Consider the following 19,692-nt stretch of genomic DNA (forward strand, 5'->3'; position numbering starts at 1 on the left):
GAGGCCGGGAATGAGCCGGCGTTACCTCGATCAGCAGAGTTGCCCTCAGGCAGCCCGTGCCTCGCCGTCATCCGTTCCCGGAATCACTTTCACGATGTAGCAGCGTTGCTGGCCAAGGCCAGGCAGACGCACCAAACTCGACGCCTTACCGTCGCTGCTCGGTTCCAACACACCGCGCTGCAGTAGCTCCTTGTTCACCGCCGTGAGGTTCATGCCTCGGAAGATCTCCGAGCGCCACGCCTCGGTCAGCACGTAATAGGTGTTGGTGGTGTGCATGGTGTCGCCCATGCCGTGTTCCAGCGTCTTGCGAAAACCGAGACGGTCGATGGTGCGCGGACCGTGTTCGTCGATCTTCGCTGCCGCCGATTCCCAGCGGGTGAAGCGACTTTCGCCAAAGCGTTCGATGACTTGGCGTAGGCGAGCGAGAATGGCCTCTCCCTCGAAGTTACCGGCACCACCGCGCTCGTTCAGCCATGCGTTCAGGCACACACGTGCAGCGGTGGTAGCCGTTCCATCCGGCCAGCCAGTGATGCCCATTGCGGTGGCCAGCTCGCCTGCTGCGGCGGCGAGGCCGAAGCGAGCGGCCGCACGGTGTGCCTGTCCGCTGGCAGAGGCGGGGAGCGACTTGGCAATAAAACCTTCCAGCGTGCGGCGCAGGATGGCAGCCCAGCCGTGTTGCTTGCCCGGCTCACACAGGGCGGTGAGGAACGCGGTGATCGGTGTGCCGTAGTAGTTCGCCACTCGCGCCTTTAGTGCGTCGGACAGAGCCGCGGCGTCCTCAAACCCGTTGAGTGTGTCGAACATGCCGAGGCCTTTGCTGGCATCGGCCGGGACGGCGAGCATCCGTACCTCCATACCGGCTTTCAGTTCCTTGTTGGCTTCGGCCATGTGCTGGGCCAAGGTTTTCTCGCCGGTGGAGAGAAACAGCAGGCGCCATTCCTGCACCTGTCGGCCCGCTTGGCCTCGATCATTGGCGCGGGCCTTGCCGGTACCGTTGCCGAGCATGTACACCGTCTCGCCGATGATGCGGGCATCACACATGCCGATTTCATCGAGCACCAGAAGCCCGTCGGAATGCGCGGCAGCGATGGACTCCAGCGCGTTGTCGGTCGAGCGCCATGAACGCACCAGACGCGGCCCGCCGTAGATCGAGGCGGCAACCTGAAGGTGTGTGGTCTTGCCGCCAGAGCTGTCGCCGTAAAGGTGAAAGCCGCCCGATTCGTGGCCGAGCATGTACAGCAGCGGGCCGGCGAAGGCCACGCCGACGACAAACGCCAAGCGATGATTGCCGATGCACAGCGCGCCGATCTGCTGCTGCCATTGTTCGAGTGTGCCCGCTTCGCTGATCGGCGGAAGCTGCGCGCCGGCCTCGTAAAAATGCAGGTGCTCGCTATGCGTGCCGACCTGTTGCTCAGGCAGGAGAAAGGCGCTGTCATGCCAGCCCAAACGAGTGACCAGACGCGCACGTTGAGCACTGTCGAAGCCGCCCAGGTAACTCTGCAAATCGTTGCGTGCGTTGCGCCCCGAGCGACTGCCGGCCAGACGCAACCCCATGTCCACCAATGGGCCGAGCACGTCCTTGCCGAAGTCGCCGGTCATGGTGCGTGCCGGGATGTTCCAGCGTTTTTTGGTGCCGTCGGGGTCGTCAAACTCGACCAGCAAACCCCAGTTGTGGCCCTTCTCGTCGCGGGTACGTGCGAGGATTGCCAGCGGCGAACAAACCGGGCGTGCTTCACCGTCATCGCCGGCATAAAACACACCTTCGGGCGTCAGGCGAAAGCCGCCCGGCATAAGGTCGTTTTTCGATTTTGCCGGGCGCTTGGCTGCTGCTTTGGGTTTAGGTTCCGACTCCGGTGCCGACTCGGCTTTCACCTGGCCAACTACCGGCGCTTTTTCGATCAATCCGAACAGCTCGCCGCTGCTTTCCAGTTTGGCGAAGTGGCCGGCGGCCCAGCCTTTGGCGAGCGCATCGGCGGCATCGTCGCCGTCATCCCATTGACCACCTTTGGCGAACGCGGCATGGTCGTTCTTCAACGTCGGCTTGCGTTTAAACACCTCCAGCGCGATGACTCGGACCGAGGCGGCGCCGATTTCACGCAGCTTCTCGGCGACGGTAGCCATGCAGGTTTTACCGCTGTCGTCGTTGTCCGGCCACAGCACAACATCGCGGCCTTTGAGCGGCGTCAGATCGGCTTTGTGCCAGGAGTTGGAACCGTTCGGCCAACAGGTGGCCACGTAGTTCGGCAGTAGTTCGGTGGCAGCGTCGGCGGCTTTCTCGCCTTCGCACAAAACCACCGGCGTGTCAGCGCGCTGGGCCAGTTCATCAAGGCGCAGCAGTGGACGTGGATCCGGCAGACCCTGCCAGCGCCATTGCGTGGTTTGACCATCGGAGCGCTGACACCACGTCAGCGGTGCAAAGACCTTCTTCGGCTTGCCGTCCTCATCCGGGCCGAGGTCAAAGCGATACAGCGCCATGAGTGGCTGACCCTGTGTGTCGCGATAGATCCACACCTTCGACGGTACGCCGTGATCACGGTGCTTGGCCGGGCACTTGTTCATGGCCTCGTTCGGGATCGGCTGGATGGCGTTCCATGTCGGCGCCTTGGCCTTAGGCGGGGCGACCGTAATCTTTGCGGCGCCGGGCGCAACGTTTAGCCAATCAGCCAGCTTGTTGCACGCTTCGACGTCGGTGCCGCCGTCCAGATAGCGCACCAGATCAATCAGGTCGCCGCCTTTGTCGCCGGTGGCGAAGTCGGCCCAGGTGCCCTTGCTCAAGTTGACCTTGAGCGAACCGGCGCGCTTGTCGCTGCGGGTCGGATTCGGAGCGGTGTATTCCTTGCCGCCATCCACGCGCTTGCCGTTAGGCAACCAATGCGACAAGACACGATCAATGTCTCTCAGCGCGGCGGCTTTCACGTCGGCGAAGCTTGGACGTTTTGCGGTGCTGTTCGGGCGCTGGCTCATGCGTCAGCCCTCGGCAAAAACAACGCATCGTTGATGTCGTCGATCAACGCTTTTGCCATTTCACCTAGGTACAGGGCAGGCCAACTGAAGCGCTCGCCGTGGTCGCTCATGGCGGTGGCAAGGGTCAGTTGATTGGCGTGATGCTGCAGCTGGGAAACCATGTCGAGCGCATCCTCAACCGGTACTCCGGCATTCACTCGAAATAGCTTCAGGTCGGTGGCATTAACGCGAGAAAAGGTAGCGTGGCCCGGTGTGGTGGAAATGCTCATAGCGCACCGCCTTTCTGCACCGCAGGGGCCGAAGTGTTGTCACCGTGCATGGCCAGCGTTTTGATCAATCCGAGGGTGCCGCGCACGTCCCAGAGGACGGCGGCAATGACGTGATTGGCAAGGCGTGAGGATTCGTTTTCGAAGTGATCCTCCAGCAGCGTCAGTACCGAGTCAGCACGGTCAATGGCGCAGGTGATGGCGTCGATGGGTACGCCGGCTTCTGCGGTCGGATTCACGCAGAGCAGATCTTCGGGCAGGGCAAAACTCAGGGCGTTGTTCATTGGGCACCGCCTGCGATTTCGAGTGCGCGTGCTTTGGCCATGTGAGCGTTGTAGCGGGAGAGGCGTGTAGCGAGGCTGGAGTTGGCGTGTAAAGCGGCGAGAGCCATTGCACGGTGTGCAGCGGCGCGAATTTTGGACGGATTGAGGGCGTGCATTGGTGAAGCTCCTGTATGTGAGGAGCTGCCACTGATCGTCGCCAAACGATGTAAGGGTGGCAGCTGTGCGCGGGTTGGCGAACCGGGCATACAGGACCCCGGCAGACCCGAAGGTCTCCCACGCACAGCCGCCATAAAGCAGGAATGCGGGCACAAAAAAAGCGCCTGCAATCGGTATGGGGGCGCCTGTGCGCCTGTATGAGCTCGGGTCGCCAAACCCGGTCGCTGAATTTGCAGCGACGGACAGAGAGTAACGTCCGTTTTTCGAATGTGCAACTGCGCTGATAGCTTGCGGATTTGTCACGTGCGGCATAAATTGTTCGTGCATGTAGATTGACCTCAACGCCTCCGGATCGCCCCCGGAGGCGTTTTCGTTTCAGGCATGGGCTTCCCAGCGCAGGGAGAGAAGGGGCAGGAATCCGCCGTTGAGCATGGAGCGGGCGTCTTCGTAAGCGTCGACCTGCTGGCCTTCGTCGACGACAACGGCCCCAGTCTTTTCGCAATGGAGGGAGAGGGCGCACCAGGTGCCGTCGGCCCAACTGAGTACGCTGACAACGCGACCTTGCCTGTCCTGCTGGCTGCGGTAGCGTTCAAGACGCTGCATGACGCGAGACGAGAAACCGATCCGTCGCAACACGGAAAAGGGGTGCATCAAAGCTTTGTTTGCAGTCTTGTGGCTCATGCAGCCACCTGATCACGTGCCTCGATGCGGCTGCGTGCCCACGCTTGAACTTCGGAAAGGACCCAGGCGACAGGTGCGCCGCGTGCGTTGCTGTTGCTCAGTTTGACGGGCTGCGGAAAGCCGCAGTCGGTGCGCTGCATCAGTTTGTAGATGGTCGAACGCTTCATCCCCACGATGCCTTCCACCTCCCGCATGCGGATTAAAGTTGAAGCGGCATCAAAAAGTGAGGCGGCGTTGGCGGGAGTCTTGCGGGGAAAATCGGTGACGGAGGTGTTCATAGCTATTGCTCTCGATTGATTTGGACAACGAGAGCAATGTTCTAGAGATTGGTCGGCGGTGAGCAGTTCACTTCCATTTGAAATGGCATTGAAATATCGGTCACACCACAAAATTGCGTTTGAGAATTCCCTCTACACTTTTGCGGGTCAGCGCTTTTTCGGTTTCCAGTGTCACCCACTCAGGGCGCTGTTTGAGTGGTTTAGAGACCTCCCGTTCCAGCCAGGCGTGAACTGCCGTGGTCACGTTTCGCCGTGACATTCCGCTAGCCACGTAGTGTCGACCTTGCTTAATGATTGCTGTATCCCGTGCACCAATTTCTTCGTTACGCTCCATTCCGCTGATGATGCCGCCCTTTGTGCGGATAGCGTTCTCGATTGCTCTGTAAGCGATTGGGGTCAGCTCGTCACTGATCAAGCAGGGTAGGGTTGTTATGGGCTCCAGAAACAACACGTATTGTTCTAGTGCCTGAATGCGTTCAATGGGATCGACCTGTCCCTCTACGACTAGACAATAAATATCCCACGGACAATCCGTGGGAGGTTCAGCAACATGTGACCATGCCTCGTCTTCCGTAGAGCGCATCCAGTCAGCTAACGCGCTTAGCGCTTTTACTGCGCAGGCCATTACGTAGGCTGCATATGCATCGCGCTCCGAAGCTGAAGGGCAACTGCTGTACTGGCGAACCCAATGTGCAAGACGGTTTCTTTTGTCGGTTGATGCGTACTGAAAAATGGCCTCTTCATGCATCGTCGTCTGTATACACATGCTGCTCATATCGCTGTTGATGTCGCCGTTCTGGATGCGTACGCAGCATTGATTGATTAGCTCGCATAGATCAGTGATCTGCTCATTGCAGAGCTCATAGAGCGGTTGGCCAGAGAGATATTGAAGCAGGCCGGCGGTTAGCGCCGTGTGCAAAATTGGGTGAGTTTCAATCATACCCATGGTTCTCCACGTGTAACGCTCTATCCCATGCCCTGCGAGTTGGATGCGTTTTCAGCGATATTTGCGCTCTGGCCCAGCTTGGAGAAATTTGGCCCGCAGCATGCGAGGGGCTTATTCTGGTGTTACACGAACGGCGTGCGTTACATCGTATGTACGGAAGGTCGTGCAAGAGTGTAACGGGATTGAAAGTCAATGAATCCGGGCGTTTGGCCGGCATCGTTACACGAGTTACACCTGTAACACGGATTTTGAAGGCGGTATGGATAAGTGCATTCATACCGCTTTTCCAAATTGTCCCTTGTTTACCTTTTCGCTTGCTAACGCATCAAGGTGATCTGCATACCACTGCATCATCTTCACTCGATGCTCAAGGTATTGAGCCTTGTTGTAGACGCCCGATATTCCCTCTTCTTTGTGAGCAAGCTGCGCTTCGACGTGCTCTTTCGGCCAGCCGTGTTCCCTGAGCAGAGTGCTGGCGGTGTGACGAGTACCATGACCAACCAATCGACCCTTGTAACCAATAGTCGCGAAGACCTTGTTGATGGTGTTTTCGCTAATCGTTGGGTTCTTAGCGCCCACCCCAGGGAACAGCCAGCGACTACGACCTGTGAGGCAATGAAGTTCTTTGAGAGCGGAAAGCGCTTGCTTAGGGAGTGGACACACAAAGTCTCGGCGCATCTTCATCTTGGCGGCAGGCGTCGTCCATATCTCTTTATCCAGGTCAAACTCTTTCCATTCAGCTAATCGAACCATGCCCGGTCTGGATGCGGTCCAGATGCAGAGCCATGCAGCAGTTCGGGCCGTCAGCCTGCTGGGGGTGTTTTTGAGTGCTTGGAGGAACTCTGCCAACTCTGGCTCCAGCAAATGAGGATGCTGCTGAGTCTTTGGGGCTTGAGCTGCAATATCTCGGAGGCGGCTGCCAGGATCGTTTTCCGTGAGGCCTAAGCCGATGGCTCGTCCGAATATCTGATTGATCCAAGTGCGGCACTTTTCCGCCACGTTGTGTGCGTTCCGGGCTTCGAGTGATGCTTGGAGCTCCGCACAGTCAGTACGAGTGATTTGGTCCAAGGGCTTATCTCCCAGCGCCGGGAGTATGTCTTTGTCGAGATAAGTGCGGATTTTGTTAAGGGTGGAAGGAGCGAGTCCCTTTTCTTCCTTGGCCTTGAGCCAAGCTTCAGCAGCCGCTCGGAAGGTACGAGTCTTGGCAGCATCAATTGCCGCTTTGGCAGAGCGTTTTTGTTCGAGAGGATCGGCCCCGCTGCTAACTACCTTGCGCAGTTCCGCAGCTTTGTCTCGTGCCAACGCACCACTTACTTCCGGGTAACCCCCGAGCCCCATCCAAGCCCAATTGCCCGCCGGACGTTTGTAGCGGAGCTGCCAGGATTTACCACCATCAGGTTTAACCCTGAAGTAGAGGCCGTTTCCATCCAGCTCCCTGTATTCCTTTGATTCCGGCTCCAATCCCGCAAGTGTCGTGTCAGCGAGAGGGCGGCGCTTGATGTCTGCGCGCTTCATCCATGTATCCCAAAGTTCGGTATTTTTCTCAGGATACAAGCAGGGATACAGGGATACAACGGATAAGGGGAGACAGGGGTAGACAGACAGGCACAAAAAAACCGGCCAAGTGGCCGGTTTCTCTGGGTCTGAGAGGCTGGTAGAGACTCTCAGATACTGCTGTGTGGTGCCCCGAGGGAGACTCGAACTCCCACTCCTTTCGAAAACGGATTTTGAATCCGCCGCGTCTACCAATTCCGCCATCAGGGCTCAATGGCGGCGAAGTATAGAGAGGTGATTACCGTTGGTCAATCACGTTTCATGGTCAATTTTTGATAATTCCGCTAGACTTTCCGGCCCTGCTAGACGAACCCCATCATGCGCGTTGCTGACTTTACCTTCGAGCTCCCTGATTCGCTGATCGCCCGCCACCCTCTGGCCGAGCGTCGCGGTAGTCGCCTGCTGACCCTTGATGGGCCGAGCGGCGCCCTTGCACACCGTCAATTCACTGATTTGCTTGAGCATTTGCGCCCGGGCGATTTGATGGTATTCAACAATACCCGGGTGATTCCGGCGCGGCTGTTTGGGCAGAAAGCCTCGGGCGGCAAGCTGGAAATCCTCATCGAACGCGTGCTCGATTCGCACCGCGTGCTGGCCCATGTGCGCTCCAGCAAGTCGCCGAAGCCGGGTTCGAAGATCCTCATCGACGGCGGTGGCGAAGCCGAGATGCTCGCGCGTCACGATGCGCTGTTCGAGCTGGGCTTTGCTGAAGAAGTGCTGCCGCTGCTCGATCGTGTCGGGCATATGCCGTTGCCTCCTTATATAGACCGCCCGGACGAAGGTTCGGATCGCGAGCGCTATCAGACCGTGTACGCCCAGCGCCTGGGGGCGGTGGCGGCGCCGACGGCGGGGCTGCATTTCGATCAGCCGCTGATGGAGGCGATTGCCGCCAAGGGCGTCGAGACCGCGTTCGTCACGCTGCACGTCGGTGCGGGGACGTTCCAGCCGGTGCGCGTCGACAAGATCGAAGATCACCACATGCACAGCGAGTGGCTGGAAGTCGGCCAGGACGTGGTCGACGCCGTTGCCGCGTGCCGTGAGCGTGGCGGGCGGGTGATTGCCGTGGGCACCACCAGCGTGCGTTCGCTGGAAAGTGCCGCGCGCGATGGCGTGCTCAAGCCGTTCAGTGGCGACACCGACATCTTTATCTATCCGGGCCGGCCGTTCCATGTGGTCGACGCCCTGGTCACCAACTTCCATTTGCCCGAATCCACGCTGTTGATGCTGGTTTCGGCGTTCGCCGGTTATCCCGAAACCATGGCCGCTTATAAAGCCGCCGTCGACAACGGCTACCGCTTTTTCAGCTACGGTGATGCGATGTTCATCACCCGTAATCCCGCCCCGACTGCCCCTGAACACACAGGCCCAGAGGAAACAGAATGAGTCGCGAATGTCGCATGTCCTTTGAACTGCTTGCCACCGATGGCAAGGCTCGTCGTGGTCGGCTGACCTTCCCGCGTGGCACCGTCGAGACCCCGGCGTTCATGCCGGTGGGCACCTACGGCACGGTCAAGGGCATGTTGCCGCGTGACATCGTCGCCACTGGCGCGGAAATCATTCTGGGCAACACCTTCCACCTGTGGCTGCGCCCGGGCACCGAGGTGATCAAGGAGCACGGCGACCTGCACGATTTCATGCAGTGGAAAGGCCCGATCCTCACCGACTCCGGCGGTTTCCAGGTGTTCAGCCTGGGCGCGATGCGCAAGATCAAGGAGGAGGGCGTGACCTTCGCCTCCCCGGTCGACGGCTCGAAAGTGTTCATGGGCCCGGAAGAATCGATGCAGGTGCAGCGCGATCTGGGTTCCGACATCGTGATGATCTTCGACGAATGCACGCCGTACCCGGCTGACGAAGACGTCGCCCGCGTATCCATGGAGCTGTCGCTGCGTTGGGCCCAGCGCTCGAAAAACGCCCATGGCGACAACACCGCGGCGCTGTTCGGTATCGTTCAGGGCGGCATGCACCAGGATCTGCGCATGCGCTCGCTGGAAGGCCTCGACAAGATCGGCTTCGATGGCCTGGCCATTGGCGGTCTGTCGGTGGGCGAGCCGAAGCACGAGATGATCAAGGTGCTGGATTATCTGCCGGGCATGATGCCGGCTGACAAACCTCGTTACCTTATGGGCGTTGGCAAACCGGAAGATCTGGTTGAGGGTGTGCGCCGCGGTGTGGACATGTTCGATTGCGTGATGCCAACCCGTAATGCCCGCAATGGGCATCTGTTCATTGATACAGGCGTGCTGAAGATCCGTAACGCGTTCCATCGCCATGATGATTCGCCGCTGGATCCGACCTGCGATTGCTATACCTGCCAGAACTTCTCCCGCGCTTATCTGCATCACCTGGACAAGTGCGGCGAAATGCTCGGCAGCATGCTCAATACCATCCATAACTTGCGCCATTATCAGGTGCTGATGGCTGGTTTGCGCGAGGCTATTCAACAGGGTACATTGGCCGCCTTTGTCGATGCCTTCTACGCCAAACGCGGGCTCCCCGTTCCGCCTTTGGACTGAGTTTTCTGACCCCAAGATTCAACATTTGCAACTGGAGTGCTAAATGAGCTTTTTTATCTCTAACGCCATGGCTGACGCAGCTGCACCGGCTGCTGCAGGCCCAATGGGCGGCGGCTTCGAGTGGATTTTCCTGGTCGGCTTCCTGGTCATCTTTTATCTGATGATCTGGCGTCCACAGGCCAAGCGCGCCAAAGAGCAGAAGAACCTGCTGAGCAGCCTTGCGAAGGGTGACGAAGTGGTCACCACCGGCGGCATCGCCGGCAAGATCACCAAAGTGGCCGATGACTTCGTGGTTCTGGAAGTTTCCGACACCGTGGAAATGAAGTTCCAGAAGGGCGCCATCGCCGCCACGCTGCCAAAAGGCACGCTGAAAGCGATCTAAGGTTCCAACTTCTACTCAATCGACGGGGCGCGCAAGGCGCCCCGCGTTCATAACGGGCGGCGTGATGCTGAACAAATATCCTCTGTGGAAATACATTCTGATCCTGGCGGTGCTGGCGGTCGGTCTGATTTATTCCGCTCCCAATCTATACCCTGATGACCCGGCCATTCAGATCAGCGGCGCCAGCACGGCACTGCAGGTCAATCAGGCCGATCTGGATCGCGTCAGCACCGCGCTGCGTGAGTCCGGGATCAACGTCAAGGCAGCTTCGCTGGCCGCCAACGGCAAGGGCGGTCTGATCCGTCTGACCAAGGCTGAAGACCAGCTGCCGGCCAAGGACGTTGTGCGCAAGGCATTGGGTGATGACTACGTCGTCGCACTGAACCTGGCACAGACCACCCCGCAATGGCTGCGCAACCTCGGCGCGCACCCGATGAAGCTGGGTCTGGACTTGTCCGGTGGTGTGCACTTCCTGCTGGAAGTGGACATGGACAAAGCACTCGACGCCCGCCTGAAAGTCTACGAAGGCGACGTCAAGAGCCTGCTGCGCAAAGAGAAGCTGCGCTATCGCAGCCTGCCACAACTGGGCGGCGCCATTCAGTTGGGCTTCAGCGATGCTGACTCCCGCGAACAGGCCCGTGCGCTGATCCGCAAGAACTTCAACGATTTCGACATTGTTCCGGCCGACCTCAACGGTCAACCGGTGCTGCGTCTGGCGATGACCCCGGCCAAGCTGGCGGAAATCCGTGAATACTCCATCAAGCAGAACTTGACCACGGTACGTAACCGCGTCAACGAGCTGGGTGTTGCCGAACCGATCGTTCAGCGTCAGGGCGCCAACCGCATCGTGGTTGAGCTGCCGGGCGTGCAGGACACTGCCGAAGCCAAGCGTATTCTCGGCAAGACGGCCAACCTTGAGTTCCGTCTGGCTGCAGAGCCGGGTGCTTCGAAAGCCACTTCCGAAACCTTCGAGTTCCGTGAAGGCAAGCGTCCTCCTGCGCAGATCGAGCGTGGCCTGATCATCACCGGTGACCAGGTAACCGACGCCAAGGCTGGTTTCGGCGAGCACGGCACACCAGAAGTGAACATCCGTCTGGACGGTCACGGTGGCGAGCTGATGAGCCGCGCGACCCGTTCGAACGTCGGTCGCAGCATGGCGGTGATCTTCATCGAACAACGTCCGGTGACCACTTACACCAAGCAGGTTGTCGACGGCGTCGAGAAAGACGTGCCGGTTCAGACCTTCAAGGAAGAGAAGAAGATCATCAGCCTGGCGACCATTCAGTCGCCGCTGGGTGCGCAGTTCCGTATCACCGGCCTGAACGGCCAGGGCGAATCGTCCGAGCTGGCACTGCTGCTGCGTGCCGGTGGTCTGGCCGCGCCGATGTACTTCGCTGAAGAGCGCACAATCGGTCCGAGCCTGGGTGCTGACAACATCACCAAAGGTATCGATGCATCGCTGTGGGGCATGCTGTTCGTCTCGCTGTTCATCATCGCCATCTACCGCTTCTTCGGTGTGATCGCCACGGTCGCGCTGGCGGTGAACATGGTGCTGCTGCTGGCGCTGATGTCGCTGCTGGGTGCAACGCTGACCCTGCCGGGTATCGCCGGTATCGTCTTGACCATGGGTATGGCGGTCGACGCCAACGTGCTGATCTTCTCGCGGATCCGTGAAGAGATCGCAGCCGGCATGACCGTGCAGCGTGCAATCAACGAAGGCTTCGGCCGGGCATTCACCGCGATTCTCGACGCCAACCTGACCACTCTGCTGGTCGGCGGCATCCTCTTCGCCATGGGCACCGGCCCGGTGAAGGGCTTCGCAGTGACCATGTCCCTCGGGATCTTTACCTCGATGTTCACGGCCATCATGGTGACCCGCGCAATGGTCAACTTGATCTTCGGCGGACGTGACTTCAAGAAGTTGTGGATTTAAGGGGCTGCCATGTTACGTACAATCAACTTCATGGGCGTTCGCAACTTTGCGTTCGGCGTCACTGTGTTTCTCACCGTTCTGGCCTTGTTCAGCGTTTTCCACAAGGGCATGAACTGGGGTCTGGACTTCACCGGCGGTACGCTCATCGAGCTGACCTACGAGCGTCCGGCTGACGTCACCAAAGTGCGCGAGCAACTGGCGACTTCCGGTTACCACGAAGCCATCGTGCAGAACTTCGGTGCGACCACCGATCTGCTGGTGCGCATGCCGGGTGAAGACCCGCAATTGGGTCATCAGGTAGCAGACGCGCTGCAGAAAGTCGGCGGCGACAACCCGGCGACGGTCAAGCGTGTCGAGTTCGTCGGCCCGCAGGTCGGTGAAGAACTGCGCGACCAGGGCGGCCTCGGCATGCTCCTGGCGCTCGGCGGCATACTGATCTACCTGGCTTTCCGCTTTCAGTGGAAATTCGCGGTCGGCGCCATCGTTTCGCTGATTCACGACGTGATCGTGACTGTCGGTATCCTGTCGTTCTTCCAGATCACCTTCGACCTGACGGTGCTGGCGGCGGTACTGGCGATTATCGGTTACTCGCTGAACGACACCATCGTCGTGTTCGACCGGGTTCGTGAAAACTTCCGTGTGCTGCGCAAGGCTTCGTTGATCGAGAACATCAACATCTCGACCACCCAGACCCTGCTGCGGACCATGGCAACGTCGATCTCCACCTTGCTGGCGATCGCTGCGCTGCTGTTCTTCGGTGGCGACAACCTGTTCGGCTTCTCCATTGCCCTGTTCATCGGTGTTCTGGCGGGTACCTACTCGTCGATCTATATCGCGAACGTGGTGCTGATCTGGCTGAACCTGAGCACCGAGGATCTGATTCCTCCGGCCAACACCGAGAAGGAAGTCGACGACCGTCCATAACGGCCATCGCTTCACCGGTTGTCAGCCCGAAAAAGGCGCGAGTTGAACTCGCGCCTTTTTTTGTGCTCCAAGGCTGGGAGAAGCGCGGGCGCGTCCCGCATGTGATGGTCAGGAGGTTCATGTGAACAAGTCGTTGCTGGTTGGTGCGGTATTGGGTGCTGTCGGTGTGACTGCCGGGGGTGCTGTTGCCACCTACAGCCTAGTTAAAAGCGGCCCTGAGTATGCGCAAGTGCTGGCCGTAGAACCGGTCAAAACACAGATCAAGACTCCACGTGAAGTGTGCAAGGATGTTGCTGTAACCCGCCAGGCGCCGGTCAAGGATCAACACCAGATCCTCGGTACCGCGATTGGTGCGGTAGCGGGTGGTTTGCTGGGTAACCAGATCGGCGGCGGTACCGGCAAGAAGATTGCCACGGTCGCTGGCGCGGTCGGTGGTGGTTATGCCGGTAACAAGGTGCAGGAAGGCATGCAGAACCGCGACACCTACACCACTACTCAGACTCGCTGTAACACCGTGAATGACATCAGTGACAAGGTCGTCGGTTACGACGTGCGTTACTCGCTCGATGGCAAGGAAGGCAAAGTGCGGATGGATCGCGATCCGGGCAACCAGATTCCGGTCGACAAGGAAGGCAAGCTGATTCTGTCGCAGAATCAGCCGGCTCAGTAAGGACCGACTGTTTAACAAGAAGCACCCTGCGGGGTGCTTTTTTGTGCCCGGAATTTCTGGCTAAACCCGGATTTCTTGTGGGAGCGAGTCTGCTCGCGAATGCATTCTGACAGTCAATATTGATGTCGGCTGGCATACCGCATTCGCGAGCAGGCTCGCTCCCACATGAAGGTTTTGGTGATCTGAAGATCGAATTCCAGGCATAAAAAAAGCACCCCAAAGGGTGCTTTTTGCTTTTCGCAGGAAGCTTAGCGCTTCAGCGAAGCCGGCAGGTGCGGCTGGATCGCCGTCAGCACTGCCTTGAAGCATTTGGTGTTGCCGGCAACGATGTGGCCTTTTTCAAGGAAATCGTGACCGCCGGTGAAGTCGCTCACCAAGCCGCCTGCTTCCTGGATCAGCAGGGCGCCAGCCGCCATGTCCCACTCGGACAGACCCGATTCCCAGAACGCGTCGAAACGACCGGCAGCCACGTAGGCCAGGTCCAGGCTGGCGGAGCCGGCGCGGCGGATGCCGGCAGTCTGGCCAACCAGGGCGCGGAACATGCCCAGGTAGTTGTCGAGGTTGTCCATCTGGTCGTCACGGAACGGGAAGCCAGTACCCAGCAGAGCGCCGTCGAGGCTGGTGCGACCGCTGACGCGCAGACGACGACCGTTCAGTTGAGCGCCGCGACCACGGCTGGCGGTGAATTCTTCCTGGCGAACCGGATCCAGAACCACAGCGTGTTCCAGGCGACCACGGTATTTGCAGGCAATGCTGACAGCAAAGTGAGGAATGCCACGCAGGAAGTTGGTGGTGCCGTCCAGTGGATCGATGATCCACAGGTACTCTTCGCCTTCGATGCCGTTACCGACGTGCATGCCGGTCTCTTCACCCTGGATCGAGTGATTCGGGTAAGCCTTGCGCAGAGCATCGATGATTTTCTGTTCGGCGGCGCGATCGACCTCGGATACATAATCCTTGGCGTCTTTTTCGTCGACCTTGATGGTATCCAGGCGCTCGATGGAGCGGAAGATCAGTTCACTGGCGCTGCGGGCGGCGCGCAGCGCGATATTCAGCATGGGCTGCATGGATGTGTCACCTAAGGTTGTTAAAGAAAGCCGCGCATTCTATCAGAACTTTTCTTCAGGTGAAGGTCGCTGTTCGCTTTCATAGCTTAACGGTAGGCTGTTCTGTAAGATTTGCACCCCTTTCCTGTGTCCGAGAGCGCCTCCCTTGCTGCAGAACATTCGTGTCGTCCTGGTCAATACCAGCCACCCCGGCAACATCGGCGGGGCCGCGCGCGCCATGAAAAACATGGGTCTGTCGCGGCTGGTGCTGGTCGAACCGCGGTTGTTTCCGCACCACGAAGCCGATGCGCGTGCTTCCGGTGCAGGTGACATTCTTGAAAATGCTCAAGTCGTCGCCACTCTGGAAGACGCTCTGGTCGGCTGCAATCTGGTGCTCGGCACCAGCGCCCGTGACCGGCGCATTCCCTGGCCGCTGCTCGATCCCCGCGAATGCGGGAGCAAAGTGGTCGAGGAAGCGGGGCAGGGCGCACAAATCGCGTTGGTGTTCGGTCGTGAAGACTCCGGCCTGACCAACGAGGAGCTGCAGCGATGTCACTTTCACGTGCACATCCCCTCCGATCCTGAGTTCAGCTCGTTGAACCTCGGGGCGGCGGTGCAGGTGTTGAGCTACGAAGTGCGCATGGCCTGGCTGGCCGCTCAAGGGCAGCCGACCAAGATCGAGAAAGAAGAAGTGGCCTCGGTGAAAAGCGCCGAGCTCGCGACCATGGATGAGCTGGAGCGCTTTTACGAGCATCTGGAGCAGACGCTGGTTGCCATCGAATTCCTCGATCCGGAAAAGCCAAGGCACTTGATGGCGCGCCTGCGCCGATTGTACGGACGCAGCTCGGTCAGCCGGGCGGAAATGAATATTTTGCGTGGCATCCTCACGGAAACCCAAAAAGCGGCCCGTGGTGAGCTTCTTAAGCGGAAGGACTGAATGATGTTTGAGCGTTTGCGTGAAGATATCCAGAGCGTATTCCATCGAGACCCGGCGGCGCGTAACGCTTTTGAAGTCCTGACCTGCTACCCCGGTATGCACGCGATCTGGATTCATCGGTTGGCCGGGATGCTGTGGCGCAACGAGCTGAAATGGCTGGCGCGGCTGGTGTCGAACTTCGGTCGTTGGTTGACCGGGATCGAAATTCATCCGGGTGCCAAAGTTGGTCGGCGCTTTTTCATTGACCACGGCATGGGCATCGTCATTGGTGAAACCGCCGAGATTGGCGATGACGTGACCATTTATCAGGGCGTAACCCTCGGCGGCACCAGTTGGAACAAGGGCAAGCGCCACCCGACGCTGGGTGATGGGGTTGTCGTGGGGGCTGGTGCCAAAGTGCTCGGTCCATTCACGGTGGGGGCTGGCGCGAAAGTCGGCTCCAATGCAGTGGTCACCAAGGAAGTGCCGCCGGGCGCCACAGTGGTGGGGATTCCGGGGCGGATCATCGTCAAAACCGATGAAGAGCAGGACGCCAAGCGCAAGGCGATGGCCGAGAAGATCGGTTTCGATGCCTATGGCGTCAGCGAAGACATGCCCGATCCGGTGGCCCGTGCCATCGGTCAGTTGCTCGATCACCTGCAAGCGGTGGATGGACGGCTGGAAGGGATGTGCGGCGCGCTGAAGGATCTGGGCAGTAATTACTGTGCGAAAGATCTGCCTGAGCTGCGCGAAGAAGACTTTGCCTGCGTGAAGGGCAAGGATCAGAGCCAGGCCAGCTAAACCGGGGCGCCGCGTTTCGCGAGCAGGCTCGCTCCCGCTGGTGGATGCTTTCCAATGTGGGAGCGAGCCTGCTCGCGAAGAACGATCTCGCGGTTGCGCTGGCTGTACGCCGCCAGCCTTTGCTATGATGCGCGCGCTCTTTTGCGGGTAAACCCGACTAAAGCACTAGGTCTTATAGTTGACTTAAATGCTCGGGAATTGCATACTCCCGCCCATTCCGAACTCCGTGGTAATTGTCCATGCGACTGACTACAAAAGGCCGATACGCCGTGACCGCCATGCTTGACCTGGCGTTGCACGCGCAGCACGGGCCGGTGTCCCTGGCCGATATCTCCGAGCGCCAAGGCATCTCCCTGTCCTATCTCGAACAGCTTTTCGCCAAGCTGCGCCGCAGTAACCTGGTTTCCAGTGTTCGCGGTCCAGGCGGTGGCTACCAGCTGTCACGCGACATGCAGGGCATCCAGGTGGCTCAGGTGATCGATGCGGTCAACGAATCGGTCGATGCTACAAAGTGCCAAGGCCAGGGCGATTGCCACTCCGGCGACACCTGCCTGACTCATCACCTGTGGTGCGACCTGAGCCTGCAGATTCACGAATTTCTCAGCGGTATCAGCTTGGCCGACCTCGTAACTCGCCGTGAGGTGCAGGAAGTGGCCCAGCGTCAGGATCAGCGTCGTTGCAATGGCAAGGCGCCGCGCCTGGACAAGATTGAAGCGTCCGCCGTCGAATGACAGCCAAAGAGCTAGCGGCACGCCAGCCAGCCTGATTTAGGAGATAGTCCATGAAATTGCCGATTTACCTTGATTACTCTGCGACCACCCCGGTCGATCCGCGCGTTGCGCAAAAGATGAGTGAATGCCTGCTGGTCGACGGAAACTTCGGTAACCCGGCGTCCCGTTCCCACGTGTTCGGCTGGAAAGCTGAAGAGTCCGTCGAAAACGCCCGTCGTCAGGTGGCCGATCTGGTCAACGCTGACCCGCGTGAAATCGTCTGGACATCCGGTGCCACCGAATCCGACAACCTGGCGATCAAGGGTGCGGCGCATTTCTATGGTTCCAAAGGCAAGCACCTGATCACCAGCAAGATCGAACACAAGGCCGTTCTCGACACCATGCGCCAACTGGAGCGTGAAGGTTTCGAAGTGACCTACCTCGAGCCGACCGAAGACGGTCTGATCACCCCGGCGATGATCGAAGCGGCACTGCGCGAAGACACCATTCTGGTGTCGGTGATGCACGTGAACAACGAAATCGGCACCATCAACGACATCGCTGCCATCGGCGAACTGACCCGCTCCAAGGGCGTTCTGCTGCATGTTGACGCGGCTCAGTCCACTGGCAAGGTCGACATTGACCTGCAGAAGCTGAAAGTCGACATGATGTCGTTCTCCGCCCACAAAACCTACGGCCCTAAAGGCATCGGCGCGCTGTACGTCAGCCGCAAGCCGCGTGTGCGCATCGAAGCGACCATGCACGGCGGCGGTCACGAACGTGGCATGCGTTCCGGCACCCTGGCGACCCACCAGATCGTCGGCATGGGCGAAGCGTTCCGTGTAGCCAAGGAAGACATGGCTGCCGAAAACGTGCGCATCAAAGCCCTGAGCGACCGCTTCTACAAGCAGGTCGAGCATCTGGAAGAGCTGTACGTCAACGGCAGCCTGACCGCCCGCGTTCCGCACAACCTGAACCTGAGCTTCAACTACGTTGAAGGCGAGTCGCTGATCATGGCGCTCAAGGATCTGGCGGTATCGTCCGGTTCGGCCTGCACCTCGGCATCCCTGGAACCTTCGTACGTTCTGCGCGCCCTCGGCCGCAACGACGAACTGGCGCACAGCTCGATCCGTTTCACCTTCGGCCGTTTCACCACCGAAGAAGAAATCGACTACGCCGCGCAGAAAGTCTGCGAGGCCGTTACCAAGCTGCGCGCTCTGTCGCCGCTGTGGGACATGTACAAAGACGGTGTCGACATTTCGAAAATCGAGTGGGCGGCACACTGATTTCAAGTCGCCGCGAACCGGCCCTGCGACCCCAGGTTGCAGGGCTTAAAGAGCGACTCTCTGATGAGTGAGGATTAAGCACCATGGCTTACAGCGAAAAGGTCATCGACCACTACGAAAACCCGCGCAACGTCGGCAAGATGAACGCGGAAGACCCGGATGTCGGCACCGGCATGGTCGGCGCTCCGGCGTGCGGCGACGTGATGCGTCTGCAGATCAAGGTCAACGATCAAGGCGTTATCGAAGACGCCAAGTTCAAGACCTATGGCTGCGGTTCGGCAATCGCTTCCAGCTCCCTGGCCACCGAGTGGATGAAGGGCAAGACGCTGGACGAAGCCGAGACCATCAAGAACACTCAGCTGGCCGAAGAACTGGCTCTGCCGCCAGTGAAAATCCACTGCTCGGTACTCGCTGAAGACGCTATCAAAGCGGCTGTTCGCGACTACAAGCAGAAGAAAGGCTTGATCTAAGCATTGCGCGACGAGTAAGGAGTCAACGATGGCTATCAGCATGACAGAAGCGGCTGCTCGACACGTGCGACGCTCCCTCGACGGGCGCGGCAAAGGTGAAGGGATTCGTCTGGGTGTTCGCACCACGGGCTGTTCCGGCCTTGCCTACGTGCTGGAGTTTGTCGACGAGGTGGTTGCCGAGGATCAGGTGTTCGAAAGTCACGGCGAGAAAGTGATCATCGACCCGAAAAGCCTGGCTTACCTGGACGGCACCGAGCTCGATTTCGTCAAGGAAGGGTTGAACGAAGGCTTCAAGTTCAACAACCCCAACGTACGCGGTGAATGTGGCTGCGGCGAAAGCTTCAACATCTGAGGCTTGTCGTGGGTATTCCTTGTCATTTCGCTTTATTCGAGCTGCAGCCGAGCTTTCGCCTGGATCTCGAGCAGTTGGCCACGCGCTACCGTGAGTTGGCGCGCGGTGTTCATCCTGACCGCTTTGCCGACGCTTCCGAGCGCGAGCAGCGGTCGGCGCTCGAGCAGTCTGCGCGACTCAACGACGCGTACCAGACGCTCAAGAGTCCGGCCCAGCGTGCACGCTATCTGCTGACCATCAGCGGGCATGAAGTGCCGATGGAAGTCACGGTCCATGATCCCGAGTTTCTTCTGCAGCAGATGCAATGGCGCGAAGAACTCGAAGACCTTCAGGACAGTGCCGACCTCGACGGTGTCGCGGTATTCAAGCGGCGCCTGAAGGTGGCTCAGGAACAGTTGAACGAAAGCTTCGCAGCCTGTTGGGATGATGCTGCGCAACGCGAACAGGCCGAACGCCTGATGCGGCGCATGCAGTTCCTCGACAAGCTCACCTACGAAGTGCGCCAGTTAGAAGAGCGCCTCGACGATTAACCCAGTGCCGCTCCGGTCGCACGCCTGATA

21 protein-coding genes and 1 tRNA gene are annotated in these 19,692 nt (G+C 59.2%); 13 read left to right on the top strand and 9 right to left on the bottom strand.

What is annotated here, in order from left to right; translation table 11 throughout:
* Positions 1–45: 45 nt before the first annotated feature.
* The 8 genes from ACM6I7_RS21840 to ACM6I7_RS21875 form a co-directional block, all read right to left on the bottom strand.
* A complete protein-coding gene (locus tag ACM6I7_RS21840) occupies positions 46–2,964 on the bottom strand; it encodes a DUF927 domain-containing protein (RefSeq protein WP_414889266.1) in 2,919 nt (972 codons plus the stop codon).
* Positions 2,961–3,233 carry a DUF3077 domain-containing protein gene (locus ACM6I7_RS21845; RefSeq protein ID WP_414889267.1) on the bottom strand — a complete coding sequence of 91 codons (273 nt, stop codon included), beginning with the start codon at positions 3,231–3,233 and terminating at the stop codon, positions 2,961–2,963. The genes ACM6I7_RS21840 and ACM6I7_RS21845 overlap by 4 nt, the downstream gene beginning before the upstream one ends.
* Positions 3,230–3,514, bottom strand: coding sequence for a hypothetical protein (locus ACM6I7_RS21850; RefSeq protein WP_085655303.1), 285 nt, complete (start codon positions 3,512–3,514; stop codon positions 3,230–3,232). The genes ACM6I7_RS21845 and ACM6I7_RS21850 overlap by 4 nt, the downstream gene beginning before the upstream one ends.
* A 531-nt stretch (positions 3,515–4,045) precedes the next feature.
* Complete coding sequence (locus ACM6I7_RS21855) at positions 4,046–4,351, bottom strand: hypothetical protein (RefSeq protein WP_414889268.1); 306 nt, start codon at positions 4,349–4,351, stop codon at positions 4,046–4,048.
* Positions 4,348–4,629 carry a helix-turn-helix transcriptional regulator gene (locus tag ACM6I7_RS21860; RefSeq protein WP_085641060.1) on the bottom strand — a complete coding sequence of 94 codons (282 nt, stop codon included), beginning with the start codon at positions 4,627–4,629 and terminating at the stop codon, positions 4,348–4,350. Before ACM6I7_RS21860 ends, ACM6I7_RS21855 begins: the two co-directional genes overlap by 4 nt.
* A gap of 100 nt (positions 4,630–4,729) precedes the next feature.
* Entirely contained in the window at positions 4,730–5,569 is an 840-nt protein-coding gene (locus tag ACM6I7_RS21865; RefSeq protein WP_414889329.1) for a hypothetical protein, read from the bottom strand.
* Positions 5,570–5,848: 279 nt separating this feature from the next.
* A complete protein-coding gene (locus tag ACM6I7_RS21870) occupies positions 5,849–7,090 on the bottom strand; it encodes a tyrosine-type recombinase/integrase (RefSeq protein WP_414889269.1) in 1,242 nt (413 codons plus the stop codon).
* Positions 7,091–7,254: 164 nt separating this feature from the next.
* Positions 7,255–7,339, bottom strand: a tRNA-Leu gene (locus ACM6I7_RS21875).
* Positions 7,340–7,447: 108 nt separating this feature from the next.
* On the opposite strand from ACM6I7_RS21875, the gene queA reads away from it, so the two are divergent.
* The 6 genes from queA to ACM6I7_RS21905 all read left to right on the top strand — a co-directional run bounded on the left by queA (position 7,448) and on the right by ACM6I7_RS21905 (position 13,551).
* Positions 7,448–8,512, top strand: a complete 1,065-nt coding sequence (gene queA / locus ACM6I7_RS21880; RefSeq protein WP_007964414.1) for a tRNA preQ1(34) S-adenosylmethionine ribosyltransferase-isomerase QueA — start codon at positions 7,448–7,450, stop codon at positions 8,510–8,512.
* 14 nt (positions 8,513–8,526) lie between these two features.
* Positions 8,527–9,642: a tRNA guanosine(34) transglycosylase Tgt gene (gene tgt / locus ACM6I7_RS21885; protein WP_161794909.1), complete on the top strand. Its 1,116-nt coding sequence runs from the start codon at positions 8,527–8,529 to the stop codon at positions 9,640–9,642.
* A gap of 43 nt (positions 9,643–9,685) precedes the next feature.
* Positions 9,686–10,024: a preprotein translocase subunit YajC gene (yajC, locus tag ACM6I7_RS21890; protein WP_003227923.1), complete on the top strand. Its 339-nt coding sequence runs from the start codon at positions 9,686–9,688 to the stop codon at positions 10,022–10,024.
* A 64-nt stretch (positions 10,025–10,088) separates the two neighbouring features.
* Complete coding sequence (gene secD, locus ACM6I7_RS21895) at positions 10,089–11,957, top strand: protein translocase subunit SecD (RefSeq protein ID WP_346649806.1); 1,869 nt, start codon at positions 10,089–10,091, stop codon at positions 11,955–11,957.
* 9 nt (positions 11,958–11,966) lie between these two features.
* Positions 11,967–12,881 carry a protein translocase subunit SecF gene (secF, locus tag ACM6I7_RS21900; RefSeq protein ID WP_096795519.1) on the top strand — a complete coding sequence of 305 codons (915 nt, stop codon included), beginning with the start codon at positions 11,967–11,969 and terminating at the stop codon, positions 12,879–12,881.
* A 121-nt stretch (positions 12,882–13,002) separates the two neighbouring features.
* Complete coding sequence (locus ACM6I7_RS21905; protein WP_027612139.1) at positions 13,003–13,551, top strand: glycine zipper 2TM domain-containing protein; 549 nt, start codon at positions 13,003–13,005, stop codon at positions 13,549–13,551.
* A gap of 248 nt (positions 13,552–13,799) precedes the next feature.
* Here the strand turns inward: ACM6I7_RS21905 and suhB are convergent, their stop codons facing one another.
* The gene (gene suhB / locus ACM6I7_RS21910; RefSeq protein ID WP_003227916.1) at positions 13,800–14,618 is read right to left on the bottom strand and encodes an inositol-phosphate phosphatase; all 819 of its coding nucleotides are present in this window, start codon (positions 14,616–14,618) and stop codon (positions 13,800–13,802) included.
* A 145-nt stretch (positions 14,619–14,763) separates the two neighbouring features.
* Between suhB and trmJ the strand changes: the two genes are divergently transcribed.
* From trmJ to hscB, 7 genes are all read left to right on the top strand, one after another.
* Complete coding sequence (gene trmJ / locus ACM6I7_RS21915) at positions 14,764–15,534, top strand: tRNA (cytosine(32)/uridine(32)-2'-O)-methyltransferase TrmJ (RefSeq protein WP_027612138.1); 771 nt, start codon at positions 14,764–14,766, stop codon at positions 15,532–15,534.
* Between the two features lie 3 nt (positions 15,535–15,537).
* Positions 15,538–16,314: a serine O-acetyltransferase gene (gene cysE / locus ACM6I7_RS21920; protein ID WP_003227913.1), complete on the top strand. Its 777-nt coding sequence runs from the start codon at positions 15,538–15,540 to the stop codon at positions 16,312–16,314.
* 239 nt (positions 16,315–16,553) lie between these two features.
* Positions 16,554–17,045, top strand: coding sequence for a Fe-S cluster assembly transcriptional regulator IscR (iscR, locus tag ACM6I7_RS21925; RefSeq protein ID WP_007956690.1), 492 nt, complete (start codon positions 16,554–16,556; stop codon positions 17,043–17,045).
* A gap of 50 nt (positions 17,046–17,095) precedes the next feature.
* Complete coding sequence (locus ACM6I7_RS21930; RefSeq protein ID WP_007964423.1) at positions 17,096–18,310, top strand: IscS subfamily cysteine desulfurase; 1,215 nt, start codon at positions 17,096–17,098, stop codon at positions 18,308–18,310.
* A gap of 83 nt (positions 18,311–18,393) precedes the next feature.
* On the top strand, positions 18,394–18,780 hold the full coding sequence (iscU, locus tag ACM6I7_RS21935) for a Fe-S cluster assembly scaffold IscU (protein WP_003227907.1): 387 nt from the start codon (positions 18,394–18,396) through the stop codon (positions 18,778–18,780).
* A gap of 28 nt (positions 18,781–18,808) precedes the next feature.
* A complete protein-coding gene (gene iscA / locus ACM6I7_RS21940; RefSeq protein ID WP_003227904.1) occupies positions 18,809–19,132 on the top strand; it encodes an iron-sulfur cluster assembly protein IscA in 324 nt (107 codons plus the stop codon).
* Positions 19,133–19,140: 8 nt separating this feature from the next.
* Positions 19,141–19,662, top strand: coding sequence for a co-chaperone HscB (hscB, locus tag ACM6I7_RS21945; RefSeq protein WP_003227901.1), 522 nt, complete (start codon positions 19,141–19,143; stop codon positions 19,660–19,662).
* Positions 19,663–19,692 lie beyond the last annotated feature (30 nt).

This window comes from Pseudomonas sp. IT-93MI4 (assembly GCF_949767635.1).
GTDB lineage: Bacteria > Pseudomonadota > Gammaproteobacteria > Pseudomonadales > Pseudomonadaceae > Aquipseudomonas > Aquipseudomonas putida_A.

Bases quoted from the DNA above. Each gene is read 5' to 3' on its own strand.
- iscA (WP_003227904.1), top strand. From the start codon at position 18,809: ATGGCTATCAGCATGACAGAAGCGGCTGCTCGACACGTGCGACGCTCC.
- cysE (WP_003227913.1), top strand. From the start codon at position 15,538: ATGTTTGAGCGTTTGCGTGAAGATATCCAGAGCGTATTCCATCGAGAC.
- iscR (WP_007956690.1), top strand. From the start codon at position 16,554: ATGCGACTGACTACAAAAGGCCGATACGCCGTGACCGCCATGCTTGAC.
- ACM6I7_RS21870 (WP_414889269.1), bottom strand. From the start codon at position 7,090: ATGAAGCGCGCAGACATCAAGCGCCGCCCTCTCGCTGACACGACACTT.
- ACM6I7_RS21855 (WP_414889268.1), bottom strand. From the start codon at position 4,351: ATGAGCCACAAGACTGCAAACAAAGCTTTGATGCACCCCTTTTCCGTG.
- secF (WP_096795519.1), top strand. From the start codon at position 11,967: ATGTTACGTACAATCAACTTCATGGGCGTTCGCAACTTTGCGTTCGGC.
- tgt (WP_161794909.1), top strand. From the start codon at position 8,527: ATGTCCTTTGAACTGCTTGCCACCGATGGCAAGGCTCGTCGTGGTCGG.
- queA (WP_007964414.1), top strand. From the start codon at position 7,448: ATGCGCGTTGCTGACTTTACCTTCGAGCTCCCTGATTCGCTGATCGCC.
- iscU (WP_003227907.1), top strand. From the start codon at position 18,394: ATGGCTTACAGCGAAAAGGTCATCGACCACTACGAAAACCCGCGCAAC.
- ACM6I7_RS21865 (WP_414889329.1), bottom strand. From the start codon at position 5,569: ATGATTGAAACTCACCCAATTTTGCACACGGCGCTAACCGCCGGCCTG.
- secD (WP_346649806.1), top strand. From the start codon at position 10,089: ATGCTGAACAAATATCCTCTGTGGAAATACATTCTGATCCTGGCGGTG.
- ACM6I7_RS21930 (WP_007964423.1), top strand. From the start codon at position 17,096: ATGAAATTGCCGATTTACCTTGATTACTCTGCGACCACCCCGGTCGAT.
- suhB (WP_003227916.1), bottom strand. From the start codon at position 14,618: ATGCAGCCCATGCTGAATATCGCGCTGCGCGCCGCCCGCAGCGCCAGT.
- ACM6I7_RS21860 (WP_085641060.1), bottom strand. From the start codon at position 4,629: ATGAACACCTCCGTCACCGATTTTCCCCGCAAGACTCCCGCCAACGCC.
- yajC (WP_003227923.1), top strand. From the start codon at position 9,686: ATGAGCTTTTTTATCTCTAACGCCATGGCTGACGCAGCTGCACCGGCT.
- ACM6I7_RS21850 (WP_085655303.1), bottom strand. From the start codon at position 3,514: ATGAACAACGCCCTGAGTTTTGCCCTGCCCGAAGATCTGCTCTGCGTG.
- ACM6I7_RS21845 (WP_414889267.1), bottom strand. From the start codon at position 3,233: ATGAGCATTTCCACCACACCGGGCCACGCTACCTTTTCTCGCGTTAAT.
- ACM6I7_RS21840 (WP_414889266.1), bottom strand. From the start codon at position 2,964: ATGAGCCAGCGCCCGAACAGCACCGCAAAACGTCCAAGCTTCGCCGAC.